Source organism: Nocardioides sp. NPDC057577, from assembly GCF_042801335.1.
Lineage (GTDB): Bacteria > Actinomycetota > Actinomycetes > Propionibacteriales > Nocardioidaceae > Nocardioides.
Genome location: NZ_JBHVGB010000047.1, coordinates 1 through 14,174, shown reverse-complemented (window position 1 = coordinate 14,174; position 14,174 = coordinate 1). Strand labels below are relative to the sequence as shown.

Below are 14,174 nucleotides of genomic sequence, written 5' to 3'. Positions count from 1 at the left end.
CCGCGTACATGCAGAAGCGGCCCCACCCAGGAGGGCGGGACCGCTTCGAGTGACCTGGGCGAGGCTCAGGCCTTGGACCTTCCGGTGACACCAGCGGCCACGACGACCGCGATGGCCGCGACGACGACCTGCCAGAGGTGACGCCACCAGTCGATGCCCTTGGACGTGTTCCACATGTCGTAGTTCGGGTTGCCCGCGACGTTGCCGGCGACGCCGAAGATGGCGTAGTAGAGCCAGCCGCCGACGAGCATGCCGACGATTCCGCAGACCACGACGAGCCAGAACGGAATGTTGTCCCGGCTGCCCGGGGCGAGGAACTTGCCGAGGAGCCCGATGATGACGCCACCGACGAGGACGGTGATGATGGTCCCGATCATGCCCAGATCCCTTCAGGTTGTGAGGGCGCCATGAAAAGCGCCTATCTCTCGATATTGCACCTGTTGAGACGGGAATGCACGGGCAACATGGCCTAAACCCGGAAGTTCGCCACCGGAATCAGGGGCATCCCTGAGCCGAACGGTCCGGAGCGGTTCAGCCGGCGAATCCGACCTTGCCGACCTTGGCCGGGCCGATCTCGATGTAGGCGAGCTTCTCGGTCGGGACGATGACCTTGCGGCCCTTGCTGTCGGTCAAAGCGAGCACAGCGCCGCCGCCGAGGGCGTCGGCGATGAGCTTCTCCACCGATTCGCTGGACTCCTCGGTCTCCACGACGAGCTCACGGGCGGCCTGCTGGACGCCGATCTTGACCTCCACGGGTCCTCCTTGCGATGGGTCGATCAATGCTTCGGAATCCTCTCACACGGACCATGAGGAACCCCGTCGTTGCGCTACGAGCGGAACTTCGAGCCGCTTCAGTCGGTCTTGGGATAGCCGCCGATGCCGCGCCAGGCGAGACCGGCGACCAGACGCGCAGCGTCGGCCTGGGAGAGCTCGCCGTTGTTGTGGAGCCAGTAGCGAGCGCTGACCTGGATCTGGCCGACGAGGCCCACGGCGAGCAGGTGGGAGGCGGTGGGAGCGAAGCCGGTGTCCTCGGCGATGACCTCGGCGATGACCTCGGCGCACTCGTTGGTGACCCGGTCGACCTGCTCGCGTACGGCGGGGTCGTTGGTCAGGTCGGACTCGAAGACGAGCCGGAAGGCACCGGACTCGGAGGCGACGTAGTCGTAGAAGACCTCGACGGTCCGGGCCACGCGCTCCTTGTTCTCGTCGGTCGAGGCCAGGGCCTCCCGACAGCGATCGATGATCTCGTTCGCGGACTTCTCCAGCAGGGCCAGATAGAGGTCGAGCTTGCCGGGGAAGTGCTGGTAGAGAACGGGCTTCGAGACTCCGGCCCTCTCGGCGATGTCGTCCATCGCGGCAGCATGGAAGCCGTAGGCGACGAAGACCTCGAGAGCGGATTCGAGAAGCTGGGCTCGTCGTTCCGTTCGGGGCAGTCGGGCCCCTCGCGGTCGAGTGGGGTCGAGCTCGGATTGGTGCGTGGTCACCCCAGCAGCCTACCCGCTGGTACTCGGATCGCGGGACGCGTCGTTGCCTCGCCCACTTATGAGGGAACATGGAGATGTGCCTGCGGTGTTCAAGTAGGCATACGTACGTCCGAACTGAGGAGCAGTTGTGTCCCTAGCCCCGCTCGTGGAGCCCGCTGACGAGCTGACGATCGACGAGGTGCGCCGCTACAGCCGCCACCTCATCATCCCCGACGTCGGCATGGCCGGGCAGAAGCGCCTGAAGAACGCCAAGGTGCTGGTCATCGGCGCCGGCGGTCTCGGCTCGCCCGCCCTGCTCTACCTGGCCGCGGCAGGCGTCGGCACCCTCGGCATCGTCGAGTTCGACGAGGTCGACGAGTCCAACCTGCAGCGCCAGATCATCCACAAGCAGTCGACGGTCGGCCAGCCGAAGGCGGAGTCGGCCGCGGCGGCGATCAAGGAGGTCAACCCGTACGTCAACATCGTGCTGCACGACGTGCGGCTCGACAACGACAACGTGCGCGAGATCTTCACCGGCTACGACCTGATCGTCGACGGCACCGACAACTTCGCGACCCGCTACATGGTCAACGACGCGGCCTACTTCCTGGGCATCCCGTACGTCTGGGGCTCGATCTACCGCTTCGACGGCCAGGCCTCGGTGTTCGCGCCGACCCTGACCGACGACGCCCCGTGCTACCGCTGCCTCTACCCGGAGCCCCCGCCCCCGGGCATGGTCCCCTCCTGCGCCGAGGGCGGCGTGCTCGGCGTGCTCTGCGCCTCGATCGGTTCGATCCAGGTCAACGAGGCCATCAAGATGCTGACCGGCATCGGTGAGCCGCTGGTCGGCAAGCTGATGATCTATGACGCACTCGAGATGGAGTACCGCAAGCTGAAGGTCCGCAAGGACCCCAACTGCGCGCTGTGCGGCGAGAACGCGACGGTCACCGACCTGATCGACTACGACGCCTTCTGCGGCGCGATCTCCACCGAGGCGGCCGACGCCGCGGCCGGCTCGACCATCTCGGTCAACCAGCTCTCCGAGATGATCAAGGAGCGCGAGGAGGGCAGCCGCGACTTCGTCCTCGTCGACGTGCGCGAGCCGAACGAGTACGAGATCAACAAGATCCCCGGCGCCGTCCTGATCCCCAAGGGCGAGTTCCTCAACGGCAACGCGATCCCTCAGGTCGCCGAGCTCACCTCAGATGGCGCCAAGCCGCTCGTGTTCCACTGCAAGAGCGGCGTACGCAGCGCCGAGGTGCTCGCGATCGCCAAGGGCGCCGGCTACGCGGACGCGGTCCACGTCGGTGGTGGCGTGGTGGCGTGGGTCAACCAGATCGACCCCTCGCAGCCGTCCTACTGAGCATTACTGAACTGTTGGCCAGCGGTGGCTCCTCTGGGGCCGCCGCTGGCTTTATCTGTGCGTGGCGATACCGATAGTTTTGCGATCGCAGCTGCGGGGGGCGGAGTTGCATCAATGCCCGAACCTCGGAGGATTCGACGTTGTCCACACGCGCTCGTCTCAGCGCGACGCTCGCCGGTGCCACCCTGGCCGGCGGACTGCTTCTCGGTGCCCCTGCCCACGCGAGCGACCAGGCCCCGGAGCCGGCCTCCGGCGCGGCCGTCGGCACTGCGATCGACCCGGAGAGGCTGGAGTCGAACGTCGCGGACCCGACTCGCGGCGTACCTCCGTCCTATGTCTTCGCCGGCGTCGGTGCGCTGCTGATGGGAGCGGGGGCCGGGCTGGCCGTCCGTCGCAGACGAGCTGAGGCTGTGGCACGCTCGGCAGAGTGAGCAACGGTCAACCCAGCCTGAGGACCTTCCTCGGCGAGATCTTCGTCGTCGTTCTCGTGGTCGCGGTCGCCGTGCTCGGCTATGCCGCCTACGACTACTACGTCAAGATCGACGACGCGAAGAAGAGCAACGCGACCCCGCCGAGCACGACCCCGTCGATCCCGGCCGGGGCGCTGGCCGAGGTGCCGAAGAAGAAGGGCAAGGTACGCGGCGTCTCCATCGAGTCGCTCAACGTGCACGCCGACGTGGTGCCGCTGGCGATGAAGGACGGCACGCTCACCCCGCCCGCCGACGCCTCGCTCATGGGTTGGTGGAAGGGCGGCGCGAAGCCCGGAGCCGACGAGGGGTCGGTGCTGATCGTCGGGCACACCCTGCACAACGGCGGCGGCGTCCTCGACCGGCTGGGTGAGGTCGACGAGGGCGACGAGATCGTCGTGCGGACGAAGGACGAGGAGTTCAGCTACACCGTCCGGTCGGTGCGTGACCTCTCCAAGGAACAGGTCGCCAAGCGAAGCAAGAGGCTCTTCGACACCGACGGCGAGCCGAAGCTGGTCGTGGTGACCTGCGACGACTGGGACGGCACCTCGTTCCAGGGCAACACCGTGGTCGTGGCGGTCCCGTAACCCCCGGCCACCGCGCCTCGTTACCTGTGAGTCACATCACTCTAGAGACGAGGCCCCCACATGGTCCGCACCCGTTCCGTACGCCGCGCCGCAGCGTTTGCCGCCACCGCCCTGACCGCCGCGCTCGTGCCGGCCCTGATCCCGGCACCGGCCCACGCCTGGGCTCCGGCCGACACGGCCACCATCACCCCGGGCGTGCAGATGTACACCAAGGGTGCCCAGTGCACCGCCAACTTCGTCTACACCGACTCCGCGGCCAACGTCTACGTCGGCTACGCCGCCCACTGTGCTGGTCTGGGCGAGGCCACCGACACCAACGGGTGCGCGGCCAAGTCGCTCCCGCTGGGCACCCCGGTGACCTTCAACGAGGGCGGTTCGCTGCTGAGCGAGGGCACCGTCATCGGGAAGGGCACTCTGGCGTACTCCTCGTGGGTGACCATGCAGCAGCGCGGCACCACCGACGAGAACACCTGCGCCTACAACGACCTCGCGCTGGTCAAGGTGAGCTCCGGCGACAAGGGCAAGGTCAACCCGAGCGTGCCGATCTGGGGCGGTCCGACCGGCATCGACACCGACGGCACCGCCGCCGGCGATCGGGTCTACTCCTACGGCAACTCCTCCGTGCGCGCCGACCTGGACCTGCTCTCGCCGAAGATCGGCCTCTCGCTCGGGGACAGCGGCACCCGTTGGTCGCACCCGCTCTACAACCTCACCCCGGGCATCCCCGGTGACTCCGGATCGGGCTTCCTGAGCTCCGAGGGCAAGGCCGTCGGCACCCTGTCGACGCTCGGCCTGCTCCCGCTCCCGGGCTCCAACAACATCGGCGACCTCGACCTCGAGCTGGAGTACGCCCAGGCGACCTCGGGCATCTCCGGTCTGCGTCTGGTTCACGGCACCGAGCCGTTCACCGGAGTCCTGTGACAGCACCGCTGGTCGAGCCGTGAGGCCGCCTGCGGCCGAGCGTGTCGAGACCAACACGGTCCTCTCGAGCGCAGATGGGACTGTGTTGGTCTCGACACCCGCTCGCTAGCGCTCGCGGGGCTCGACCAGCGAAAGTAGGGACATGACCGACCGGGAGGCGTACGTCGAGGCCGTTCTGCGTCTGGTGGAGCGGATCCCACGCGGCCAGGTGACGACGTACGGTGCGATCGCCGATGCCCTCTTCGACGAGTTCGGAGGCGGGCCTCGGCAGGTCGGCTCGGTGATGGCGCGCGAGGGCGCGGGGATGCCGTGGTGGCGGGTGGTGCGGGCCGATGGCTCGCTCCCCGCCTCCCACGGGGAGGAGGCCCGGCAGGCCTATCTCGAGGAGGGCACCCCGCGACGTGTCTCGGGGGCTGTGGACCTGCGCGAAGCGATGTGGTTGCCGCCTACGATGATCCCGTGATGTATCGCGTCCTCCACGCCGTCGTACCTCCCGTTCTCCGCGCGGTCTGGCGTCCCACGGTGACCGGGGCCGAGAACGTCCCGCGCGCCGGCGGGGTGATCCTGGCCAGCAACCACCTCAGCTTCGCCGACTCGATCGTGATCCCGTCGGTCTCGCCCCGGCCCGTGCACTTCCTGGCCAAGTCCGACTACTTCACCGGCACCGGGCTCAAGGGCGCTGCCCAGCGGGCGTGGTTCGAGGGCATGGGGATGCTGCCCGTGGACCGCGACGACCCGCAGGCCGCGCTCGGCTCGTTGGAGGTCGCCCTGGAGGTGCTCAACAAGGGCGAGGCGTTCGGGATCTACCCGGAGGGCACCCGGTCGCGCGACGGCCTGCTCTACCGCGGACGCACCGGCGTCGCGCACCTGGCGCTGACCGCCGGCGTGCCGGTGGTGCCGGTGGGCCTGCGGGGGACCGCGGAGCTCCAGCCGGTCGGGTCGAGCCTGCCGCGGCTGGCGAAGGTCACCGTCGAGTTCGGGCAGCCGATCCAGGTGGCCGGCCGCTTCGACGGCGTACCTCTCGGCAAGGCCCGCCGAGCCCTGACCGACGAGGTCATGGCGGCGATCGCGGCGCTGAGCGGCCAGGACCTGGCCGGGGTCTACAACGAGCGGCCCGCCGACGTCTGATCGCAGGTTGCCTGTTGCGCGGGGGTGAGAAGAGGCGCACTCTGGAAGGTGGACCCCCTAGCAGCCGAGGTGAGGCAGATGGCCACCACGACCGTGTTGCAGGATGAGCTGCGACGCAAGCACGACGAGCTCGCTGGGCGCCTGGCCCACGCTCGGAGCATCATCGCCAGGCCGGAGCAGACCCGCCGGGGCTGCCCACCGATCGACCAGTTCAACGCCGGTACGTCCCGCCACCTGCATGCGGTGGACGAGGCACTGCTGCCGGCGGTCTCCGCTCACTGCGAGGGCGGAGCAGGTCTGGTCCATGACTACCTCCCCACGGCGCGGCACCTGGAGGTGCTGCTCTTCCACGTGAAGGCGCACGAGTACGGCTCCACCTGGGAGACCACCCACGGGTGGCCCACGCTGTGGGGCGAGGTCGAGGAGGCGCTCATCGACCAGGAGGAGAGGGAGGGCGAGCTGGTCTCGCGCCTCGCCGAGGACGCCTCCGACGACGAGCTTCTCCTGGTCGCGGAGCGGATGGCCGCCGCCGCGCGGAGGGCGCCTTCGCGTCCGCATCCCCACCTGCCGCACACGGGCCTGGCCGGAAAGGTCGTACGCCGGGTGGCCCGTCCCGTCGACGCCGTCTGGGACGCGGTCGAGGGCCGCTCGGTCGGCGGCCCCGAGCGGGTGCCGCACGAGAAGCCGGGACTGATCTGGCAGTACCTGCTCGGCGACCCGCGCTTCCCCGACGACCCGGCCAACGAGACCCGGCACAATGAGCCGGGTGACCGCTGACTCCATCACCTCCGCTCTTGACCTCGCGCCGCATCCCGAAGGCGGGGCGTTCCGGCAGACCTGGGCTGCTGCCGAGACCGTCACCCTGCCCGACGGACGGGTGCGTCCGACCGCGACCTTGATCTACTTCCGGCTCCTGGCCGGGGAGTCGTCCGCGTGGCACCGGGTCACCTCGGACGAGATCTGGCTGGCGCACACCGGCGTCGTGTCCCTCCAGCTCGGTGGCGCCGGCGAGGCTCCGGTCGAGGGGGAGACCGTGCTCGTCGGGGTGGACGTCGCCGCCGGCCAGGTGCCGCAGGCGGTCGTGCCGGCGGGGGTGTGGCAGCGTACGGTGCCCTCGGCCGAAGACGCGCTCGTCTCCTGCGTGGTCTCGCCCGGGTTCGACTTCGACGACTTCGAGCTTGCCCCAGAATCAGGCACCGCGGAGTAGGAGATGGAGTACGCGTTCCAAGGAGCCGTCATCGAGTGGCGCGGGCCGGCACCGTTCTACTACGTGCCGATGCCTGTCCAGGACGCCGAGGACCTCAAGGAGGACGCCCGGGGTCTGGAGTACTGGGGCCAGGTCGCCGTCACCGCCACCATCGGCGAGACCACGTTCACCACCGCGCTCTTCCCCAAGGACGGCACCTATCTGCTGCCGTTGAAGGTGGTCGTCCGGAAGGCGGAGGGCCTCGATCTCGACGACGTCGTCGAGGTGAGGATGCGTCTGGGGCATGACGCCTGACGGTTGTCGGTGCTCTCTGGTTGGGTGGAGCCCGTGACCGTCTCCTACCGCCTTGCCCCGCCGCCGAGTGCCGTCGGTGTGCCGGTGCTCGACGAGCACCAGCGGTCGGTCGTGGAGCATCCCGGCGGACCGCTGCTCGTGCTGGCCGGACCCGGGACCGGCAAGACGACCACGCTGGTCGAGGCGGTGGTCGACCGGATCGAGAACCGCGGCGTACGTCCTGACCAGCTGCTGGCCCTGACCTTCTCGCGCAAGGCCGCCGAGCAGCTGCGCGACCGAGTGACCGCACGGCTGGGGCGGACGTTGTCCGGGGCGGTCTCCTCGACCTTCCACTCCTTCGCCTACGGCCTGGTGCGCCGCTATGCACCTGCCGAGCTCTACGCCGCCCCGCTGACGCTGCTCTCGGCGCCGGAGGCCGATGTGGTGCTGCAGGAGCTGCTGGCCGACCACCCGGAGTCGGTGCGGTGGCCGGAGCGGTTCCGGATGGCGATCGGCACCCGCGGGTTCGCGCGGGAGGTGCAGACCGTGATCGCGCGGGCGCGCGAGCGAGGTCTGGATCCTGACCAGCTGGTGGCGCTCGGCCGGGAGGAGGGCATCTCGGAGTTCGTCGCGGCAGGGTGGTTCCTGGAGCAGTACCTCGACGTGCTCGGTGCGCAGTCGGCGATCGACTACCCCGACCTGATCATGCGGGGCGTGATCGAGGCCGAGCGGCATGCGGCCGAGCTCCGGGCGGAGTTCGCGTGCGTGTTCGTGGACGAATACCAGGACACCGACCCGAGCCAGGTCGCCCTGCTGCAGGCGCTGGCCGGTGACGGGCGCGACCTGATCGTGGTGGGCGACCCCGATCAGTCGATCTACGGGTTCCGGGGCGCCGACGTCAACGGGATCCTCGACTTCCCCTCCCAGTTCCTGACCAGGCAACGCCGGCACGCGCCGGTGGTGGCGCTCGGGACGACCCGGCGGTTCGGGTCGCGGCTGCTGCGGGCGTCGCGGTCGATCGCGGCGGGCATCTCGGTGCGCGGCTCGATCCCGGCCGCGGCCTACGACACCTTCCGCAACCCGCACCCGCTGGCTCAGGACCCCGGCCGGGCCGAGGTGCTCACCTTCGACACCGACCGCGCCGAGACCGAGCACATCGCCGACCTGCTCCGCCGCGCGCATCTCGAGGACGGCATCGACTGGTCCGACATGGCCGTCCTGGTGCGCTCCGGTCGCACCTCGATCCCGCAGCTGCGCCGGTCGCTGACCGCCGCCGGTGTCCCGGTCGAGGTCGCCGCCGACGAGACCCCGCTGGTCCGCGAGCCCGCCGCCGCGGTCCTCCTCGACGCGCTCGGGATCGTCGTCGACGCCGACGTCGAGTCGGATCTCGACGAGCGCTACGTACGCCCCGAGCGCTGCCATGAGCTGCTCACCGGTCCGCTCGGTGGCCTCGATGCCACCGACGTCCGCGCGCTCACCCGCACCCTGCGGGCTCGCTTTCCCGACGTCGCCGCACATGATCTCGTACGCCGTGCCGTGCTCGATCCCGGTTTCGCCGCTGGTCGAGCCGTGAGCGCCAGCGAGCGTGTCGAGACCAACACGGTCCGATCGAGCGCGACAGGGGACCGTGTTGGTCTCGACACGGATTCGTTCGTACCTCACGAATCCGGCTCGACCGGCGGGGGTCGCGGCGAGGGCGGCGGGGGTGGCGAGGAGCGGGTGCTGGGGCGGGTCCGCCGGCTTGCGGCTCTGCTTGCCGAGGCGCGGACCGTGCTGAAAGACGGGGCCGGGGCGGAGCAGGTGCTGTGGACGCTGTGGGACGGTGCCGAGTGGGGGCAGCGGCTCCGGGCGCAGGTGGAGTCCGGCGGTGCGGCGGCGCGGCTGGCACACCGCGACCTGGACGCGGTGGTGGCGCTCTTCGACACCGCCGCCAAGATCGAGGGACGCCAGGAGTTCACCTCGGTGGAGACCTTTCTGGCCACGCTTCGTGCCCAGGAGATCCCGGCCGACACCCTGGCCGACAAGGGCGTGCGCGGCTCGGCGGTGCGGCTGCTCACCGCCCACCGTTCCAAGGGGCTGGAGTGGGGTCTGGTGGTCGTCGCCCACGTCCAGGAGGGGGCATGGCCCGACCTGCGCCGGCGCGACTCGCTCCTCGGCCCCGACCGGATCGCCCCGGCGCTGCCGGACGGCCGTCACGGCGGGCTGCTGCCGCCACTGACCCGCTCGGCGATGCTCGCCGAGGAGCGCCGGCTCTTCTACGTCGCCGCCACCCGCGCCCGGTCCCGGCTGGTCGTGACCGCGGTGAAGTCACCCGACGACGACGGCGACCAGCCGTCGCGGTTCATCAACGAGCTCGGCCTGCGCGAGGACCAGATCCGTCACCGCGTCGGCAGGCCGGCCCGACCGCTGTCGCTGGCCGGTCTGGTCGCCGAGCTACGCCGCACCGCCGCGGATCCTGCCCAACCCGACGCGCTGCGCGAGGCCGCCGCGAGGAGGCTTGCGATGCTGGCCGCGACCGAGGTGCGAGGCAAGCGGATCGCGCTCTCCGCCGACCCGTCGACCTGGTGGGGGCTGCGAGCCCCGACGTACGCCTCGGCCGCGGTGCGCCCCGAGGACCGTCCGATCACGCTGAGCGCGTCGGCGCTGGAGGCGATCCTGACCTGTCCCGCGCAGTGGTTCCTGGCCCGGGAGGCCGGGGGCGCCGTCACGGACTCCTCGAGCCAGGGTTTCGGCAAGGTGGTGCACGCGATCGCCGAGCAGCTCGCCCGCGGCGATCTCGATGCCGCCACCGTCGAGGACCTGATGCCGTTCGTGGACGAGGTCTGGGGCGGCCTCGAGTTCCGTACGCCCTGGTCCGCCGCCCGCGAGCGTGAGGCGGTCCACGATGTGCTGGCCCGGTTCCTGACCTGGCACCGGCGCCCCGGCGCACGGACCGTGATCGGCTTCGAGGAGCAGCTGACGGCGAAGGTCTCGCTGCCCAGCGGGGAGACGGTGCGGCTGAACGGCTATGCGGACCGCCTGGAGCTCGATGAGAGCGGCCGGATCGTCGTCGTCGACCTGAAGACCGGGAAGTATCCGCCCACCGCGCAGGAGGTCAAGGAGCACGGCCAGCTCGGCCTCTACCAGCTGGCCGTCGAGCACGGCGCGGCCTCGTCGCTGGCACCTGGGGCGACCTCCGGTGGTGCGGAGCTGATCCAGCTGCGCCATCCCGCGGGTTCGGGGAGCGAGCTGCCGAAGGTGCAGGTGCAGGCGCCCGAGCCGCCCGAGATCATCACTCAGCTGGAGAAGGCGGTGGCGACCGTGCGCGCCGAGGAGTTCGTGGCCAGACCCGGTAAGCAGTGCGACCGGTGCCAGTTCGTCTCGCTCTGCCCGGCGCAGACCTCGGGATCGGTGCTGTCATGAGCATGACCGTCGAGACCCCTGAGGAGCTCGCCAAGCTGATGGGCCACGACTGGCTCTACAGCGAGGAGCAGTTCCGCGCGATCACGGCGCCGTTGGAGCCGGCCGTGGTGATCGCCGGCGCCGGGTCCGGCAAGACCGCGGTGATGGCCGCTCGAGTCGTCTGGCTGGTCGCCACCGGCCGTGTGCTTCCTGGGGAGGTGCTCGGTCTGACCTTCACCACGAAGGCGACCGCCGAGCTGGCCACCCGGATCCGGGAGTCGCTGCAGAAGGCGGGGCTGTGGCCGGAGCGCCGCGAGGGCCCGCCGCGGCCCGGTGAGGAGGATGACGAGCCCACCGAGCCGACGGTTGCGACCTACCACTCCTACGCCTCCGGCCTGCTCTCCGAGCACGGCCTGCGGATCGGTCACGAACCCGACACCCGGCTGATCGCCGACGCGACCCGCTACCAGCTGGCGGCTCGAGCCCTGGCCCGGCACACCCACCCGGTGGAGAAGCTCACCGACTACCCGAAGCTGGCTGTCCAGCAGCTGCTCGCGCTCGACTCCGAGCTCTCCGAGCACCTCGTCGACCCCGCCACGCTGCGCGCCTACGACCGCAACGAGCGGTCGCTGTTCGCGCTGGAGGTGGCCGACCTCACGGCCCAGCTGGCCGACGGGAAACGGGTCAAGACCAAGCTGACCAAGGTCGAGAAGGCGATCGACGCGATCGACAAGCGCTACGAGCTGCTCGACCTGGTCGACGGCTACCGGCGGCTCAAGGACCGGCTCGGGCTGATGGACTTCTCCGACCAGATCGCTCTCGCCGCCCGGCTGGCCGTGGAGACGCCCGAGGTCGGCGAGATCGAGCGCGGGAAGTTCAAGGTCGTGCTGCTCGACGAATACCAGGACACCTCGGTGGCCCAGGCCCAGATGCTCGCCCGCCTCTTCGGCGACGGACACCCCGTCACCGCCGTCGGCGACCCCAACCAGGCGATCTACGGCTGGCGCGGCGCCTCGGTGAGCAACATCCTCGAGTTCGGCCGCGACTTCCCGACGAAGGACGGACGGCGCCCCGCCTACTCCCTGACCGTCAACCGCCGCTCCGACGCACGCATCCTCGACACCGCCAACCATCTGGCCGCCCAGCTCTACGAGGGTCGCGAGAAGGAGCGTCTGGTCGCCGCCGAGGGGGCGCGCGACGGTGAGGTGCGGGTGCATGTCCACGAGACGTACGACGATGAGCTGCTCTGGCTCGCCGACAAGGTGATCGAGGCCCATGAGGCGGTGGGGGAGTGGAAGGAGATCGGCGTCCTGACCAGGGACAACTCGCAGGCGGCGGCGGTCTTCGACGCGCTCACCGCTCGCGAGATCCCGGTCGAGATCGTCGGTCTGAAGGGGCTGCTGCGGCTGCCCGAGGTGGCTGAGGTCGTGGCCACCATGGAGCTGCTCCACGACGTCACCGCCAACGCCGCGCTGCTCACGCTGCTCGCCGGTCCACGCTGGGCGGTCGGTCCGCGCGACCTGGCCATCCTCGGCCGCAGGTCACGCGACCTGGCCGGGGTCGTCGGCGGCGCGGAGGAGTTCGCCGACATCGAGCGGCAGCTGGAGGCGGCGGTCGAGGGCACCGACCCCACTGAGATTCCCTCGCTCAACGACGCGCTGGAGGATCCCGGCGACCCCTCCGACTACGACTACTCACCGCAGGCCCGGGAGCGGTTCAAGCTTCTCGCCGACGAGCTCCGTGGGCTGCGCAGGGCGGTCAACGAGCCGCTCCTCGACCTGGTCCGGCGGATCATCGACGTCACCGGCATCGACATCGAGCTGGCCGCCTCGGTCTCCCCGGCGGCCTCGGCCAGGCGGGACAACCTCGACCTCTTCGTCCAGGCGGTCGCCGACTTCGAGGGTCTCGATGGTCAGGTCACCCTCGCCGCGCTGCTGGCCTACCTCGAGGCGGAGGACGAATACGGCCAGGGCCTCGACGTCGCCACCCCCTCGGAGGCCGACTCGGTCAAGCTGCTCACCGTCCACCGCGCCAAGGGGCTGGAGTGGGACGTCGTCTTCCTGGTCGGGGTCACCCACAAGAAGTTCCCCACCGGTCAGACCCGATCCTCGTGGCTGACCGTCCCCTCGGTCATGCCCGCCGCTCTCCGCGGTGATCGCGCCGATCTGCCGCAGCTCCACGGCCACGACGCCGACTCGATCGACGAGCTCCTCGCCGAGCGCAAGGAGCACGAGCGCGTCGAGGAGCTTCGGCTGGCCTACGTCGCCTGGACCCGTGCTCGCCACATCCAGTTCGTCTCGTGCTGGCGCTGGTCGCCTTCCCTGAAGGAGGGCCGCGGGCCGTCGGTCTATGTCGAGAAGACCCGGGAGGCGCTGCTGCAGTGGGGCGCCAAGCCCGACCGCTGGGCCGACGTCGTGGTCAAGGGCGAGGAGGAGAGCCCGTACGCAGCGCAGGAGGTCGACCTCCCGTGGCCGATCAACCACCACACCCCCGAGGTGGAGCGCCGGCTGGAGGCGGCCAGGCTGGTTCGCGAGGCGACGCCGGGGCCCGATGATCTCGAAGACCTCACCCTGCTCGAGACGGTGAACCAGTGGGACGAGGAGATCGAGCGGCTGCTCACCGAGGCGGAGCGTGAGCGCGCTCCGGAGGTGGTCGTACCGCTGCCGTCCTCGCTCTCGGCCACCGCCATGTCGAAGCTGCGCGACGACCCGCTCGGCTTCGCCGCCGACCTGGTCCGCCCGATGCCCCGCAAGCCGTCCTCCCAGGCCCGCTTCGGCACCCGGTTCCACGCCTGGGTCGAGGCCCGCTTCGGTCAGCAGGACCTCTTCGACCCCGATGATCTCCCCGGTCGTGCAGACCACGGCATCGAGGACGAGTCCGGCCTCGAGGAGGTCATCAGCGCCTTCGAGAACGGGCCCTTCGCGGACCGGCCGCCGTTCCGGGTCGAGGCGGCGTTCGCCATCGTCCTGGCAGGCCAGGTCGTTCGGGGACGGATCGACGCCGTCTACCAGGAGCCGGACGGGAGCTTCCTGATCGTCGACTGGAAGACCAACCAGAGCCAGAACGCCGATCCGCTCCAGCTCGCGCTGTATCGGGTCGGGTGGGCTGAGCTGATGGGGGTGCCGTTGGCTCGGGTTCGGGCGGCTTTCTATTACGTGCGGTCTGGTCGGCTTGTCGAGCCTTCTGCGCTTCCTGGGCGGGGGGAGTTGGAGGAGATATTGGGCGGGGGGCGCTGACCGCTTCTTTGTGGTTGGTGTTTGCCGCCGACCCTTGCTTGAGGGTCTTCTCGGCGGCGTCCGGAGTAAAGGACGGCCTGCAGCCGCCGGCTGACGCCGGTCGCCTTCGGCGATCCTTGACACCGGCCGTCGCCGAGAAAGATTTGGC

At 70.1% G+C, this 14,174-nt stretch carries 14 protein-coding genes; 11 read left to right on the top strand and 3 right to left on the bottom strand.

From position 1 onward, the window contains the following. Positions 1-65: 65 nt before the first annotated feature. From ACFU7D_RS12135 to ACFU7D_RS12125, 3 genes are all read right to left on the bottom strand, one after another. Positions 66-377: a hypothetical protein gene (locus tag ACFU7D_RS12135; protein ID WP_378724596.1), complete on the bottom strand. Its 312-nt coding sequence runs from the start codon at positions 375-377 to the stop codon at positions 66-68. A gap of 154 nt (positions 378-531) precedes the next feature. Then, positions 532-753: a DUF3107 domain-containing protein gene (locus ACFU7D_RS12130; protein ID WP_091052608.1), complete on the bottom strand. Its 222-nt coding sequence runs from the start codon at positions 751-753 to the stop codon at positions 532-534. A gap of 98 nt (positions 754-851) precedes the next feature. Then, the gene (locus tag ACFU7D_RS12125) at positions 852-1,484 is read right to left on the bottom strand and encodes a TetR/AcrR family transcriptional regulator (protein WP_091052606.1); all 633 of its coding nucleotides are present in this window, start codon (positions 1,482-1,484) and stop codon (positions 852-854) included. Between the two features lie 127 nt (positions 1,485-1,611). Between ACFU7D_RS12125 and moeZ the strand changes: the two genes are divergently transcribed. From moeZ to ACFU7D_RS12070, 11 genes are all read left to right on the top strand, one after another. After that, positions 1,612-2,826 carry an adenylyltransferase/sulfurtransferase MoeZ gene (gene moeZ, locus ACFU7D_RS12120; RefSeq protein WP_378724594.1) on the top strand — a complete coding sequence of 405 codons (1,215 nt, stop codon included), beginning with the start codon at positions 1,612-1,614 and terminating at the stop codon, positions 2,824-2,826. Between the two features lie 140 nt (positions 2,827-2,966). Beyond that, positions 2,967-3,257 carry a hypothetical protein gene (locus tag ACFU7D_RS12115; protein ID WP_378867325.1) on the top strand — a complete coding sequence of 97 codons (291 nt, stop codon included), beginning with the start codon at positions 2,967-2,969 and terminating at the stop codon, positions 3,255-3,257. Then, on the top strand, positions 3,254-3,880 hold the full coding sequence (locus ACFU7D_RS12110; RefSeq protein ID WP_378867323.1) for a class F sortase: 627 nt from the start codon (positions 3,254-3,256) through the stop codon (positions 3,878-3,880). The genes ACFU7D_RS12115 and ACFU7D_RS12110 overlap by 4 nt, the downstream gene beginning before the upstream one ends. A 60-nt stretch (positions 3,881-3,940) precedes the next feature. Beyond that, positions 3,941-4,801, top strand: coding sequence for a hypothetical protein (locus ACFU7D_RS12105; RefSeq protein ID WP_378867321.1), 861 nt, complete (start codon positions 3,941-3,943; stop codon positions 4,799-4,801). Between the two features lie 142 nt (positions 4,802-4,943). Next, positions 4,944-5,264, top strand: a complete 321-nt coding sequence (locus ACFU7D_RS12100) for an MGMT family protein (protein ID WP_378724587.1) — start codon at positions 4,944-4,946, stop codon at positions 5,262-5,264. After that, positions 5,264-5,929 carry a lysophospholipid acyltransferase family protein gene (locus ACFU7D_RS12095; protein WP_378724636.1) on the top strand — a complete coding sequence of 222 codons (666 nt, stop codon included), beginning with the start codon at positions 5,264-5,266 and terminating at the stop codon, positions 5,927-5,929. Before ACFU7D_RS12100 ends, ACFU7D_RS12095 begins: the two co-directional genes overlap by 1 nt. Before the next feature lie 78 nt (positions 5,930-6,007). Continuing rightward, a complete protein-coding gene (locus tag ACFU7D_RS12090; RefSeq protein ID WP_378724585.1) occupies positions 6,008-6,706 on the top strand; it encodes a hypothetical protein in 699 nt (232 codons plus the stop codon). Further along, positions 6,687-7,136, top strand: coding sequence for a cupin domain-containing protein (locus ACFU7D_RS12085; protein WP_378724583.1), 450 nt, complete (start codon positions 6,687-6,689; stop codon positions 7,134-7,136). The genes ACFU7D_RS12090 and ACFU7D_RS12085 overlap by 20 nt, the downstream gene beginning before the upstream one ends. 3 nt (positions 7,137-7,139) lie before the next feature. Next, positions 7,140-7,430: a DUF1905 domain-containing protein gene (locus ACFU7D_RS12080; protein ID WP_378724581.1), complete on the top strand. Its 291-nt coding sequence runs from the start codon at positions 7,140-7,142 to the stop codon at positions 7,428-7,430. A 33-nt stretch (positions 7,431-7,463) separates the two neighbouring features. Then, positions 7,464-10,811: an ATP-dependent helicase gene (locus ACFU7D_RS12075; RefSeq protein WP_378867319.1), complete on the top strand. Its 3,348-nt coding sequence runs from the start codon at positions 7,464-7,466 to the stop codon at positions 10,809-10,811. Beyond that, positions 10,808-14,026 carry a UvrD-helicase domain-containing protein gene (locus ACFU7D_RS12070; protein WP_378867317.1) on the top strand — a complete coding sequence of 1,073 codons (3,219 nt, stop codon included), beginning with the start codon at positions 10,808-10,810 and terminating at the stop codon, positions 14,024-14,026. Before ACFU7D_RS12075 ends, ACFU7D_RS12070 begins: the two co-directional genes overlap by 4 nt. The last annotated feature ends 148 nt before the right edge of the window (positions 14,027-14,174 follow it).

Coding starts and splice junctions, on each gene's coding strand:
- ACFU7D_RS12135 (WP_378724596.1), bottom strand. CDS start 377: ATGATCGGGACCATCATCACCGTCCTCGTCGGTGGCGTCATCATCGGG.
- ACFU7D_RS12105 (WP_378867321.1), top strand. CDS start 3,941: ATGGTCCGCACCCGTTCCGTACGCCGCGCCGCAGCGTTTGCCGCCACC.
- ACFU7D_RS12100 (WP_378724587.1), top strand. CDS start 4,944: ATGACCGACCGGGAGGCGTACGTCGAGGCCGTTCTGCGTCTGGTGGAG.
- ACFU7D_RS12095 (WP_378724636.1), top strand. CDS start 5,264: ATGTATCGCGTCCTCCACGCCGTCGTACCTCCCGTTCTCCGCGCGGTC.
- ACFU7D_RS12090 (WP_378724585.1), top strand. CDS start 6,008: ATGGCCACCACGACCGTGTTGCAGGATGAGCTGCGACGCAAGCACGAC.
- ACFU7D_RS12085 (WP_378724583.1), top strand. CDS start 6,687: ATGAGCCGGGTGACCGCTGACTCCATCACCTCCGCTCTTGACCTCGCG.
- ACFU7D_RS12080 (WP_378724581.1), top strand. CDS start 7,140: ATGGAGTACGCGTTCCAAGGAGCCGTCATCGAGTGGCGCGGGCCGGCA.
- ACFU7D_RS12070 (WP_378867317.1), top strand. CDS start 10,808: ATGAGCATGACCGTCGAGACCCCTGAGGAGCTCGCCAAGCTGATGGGC.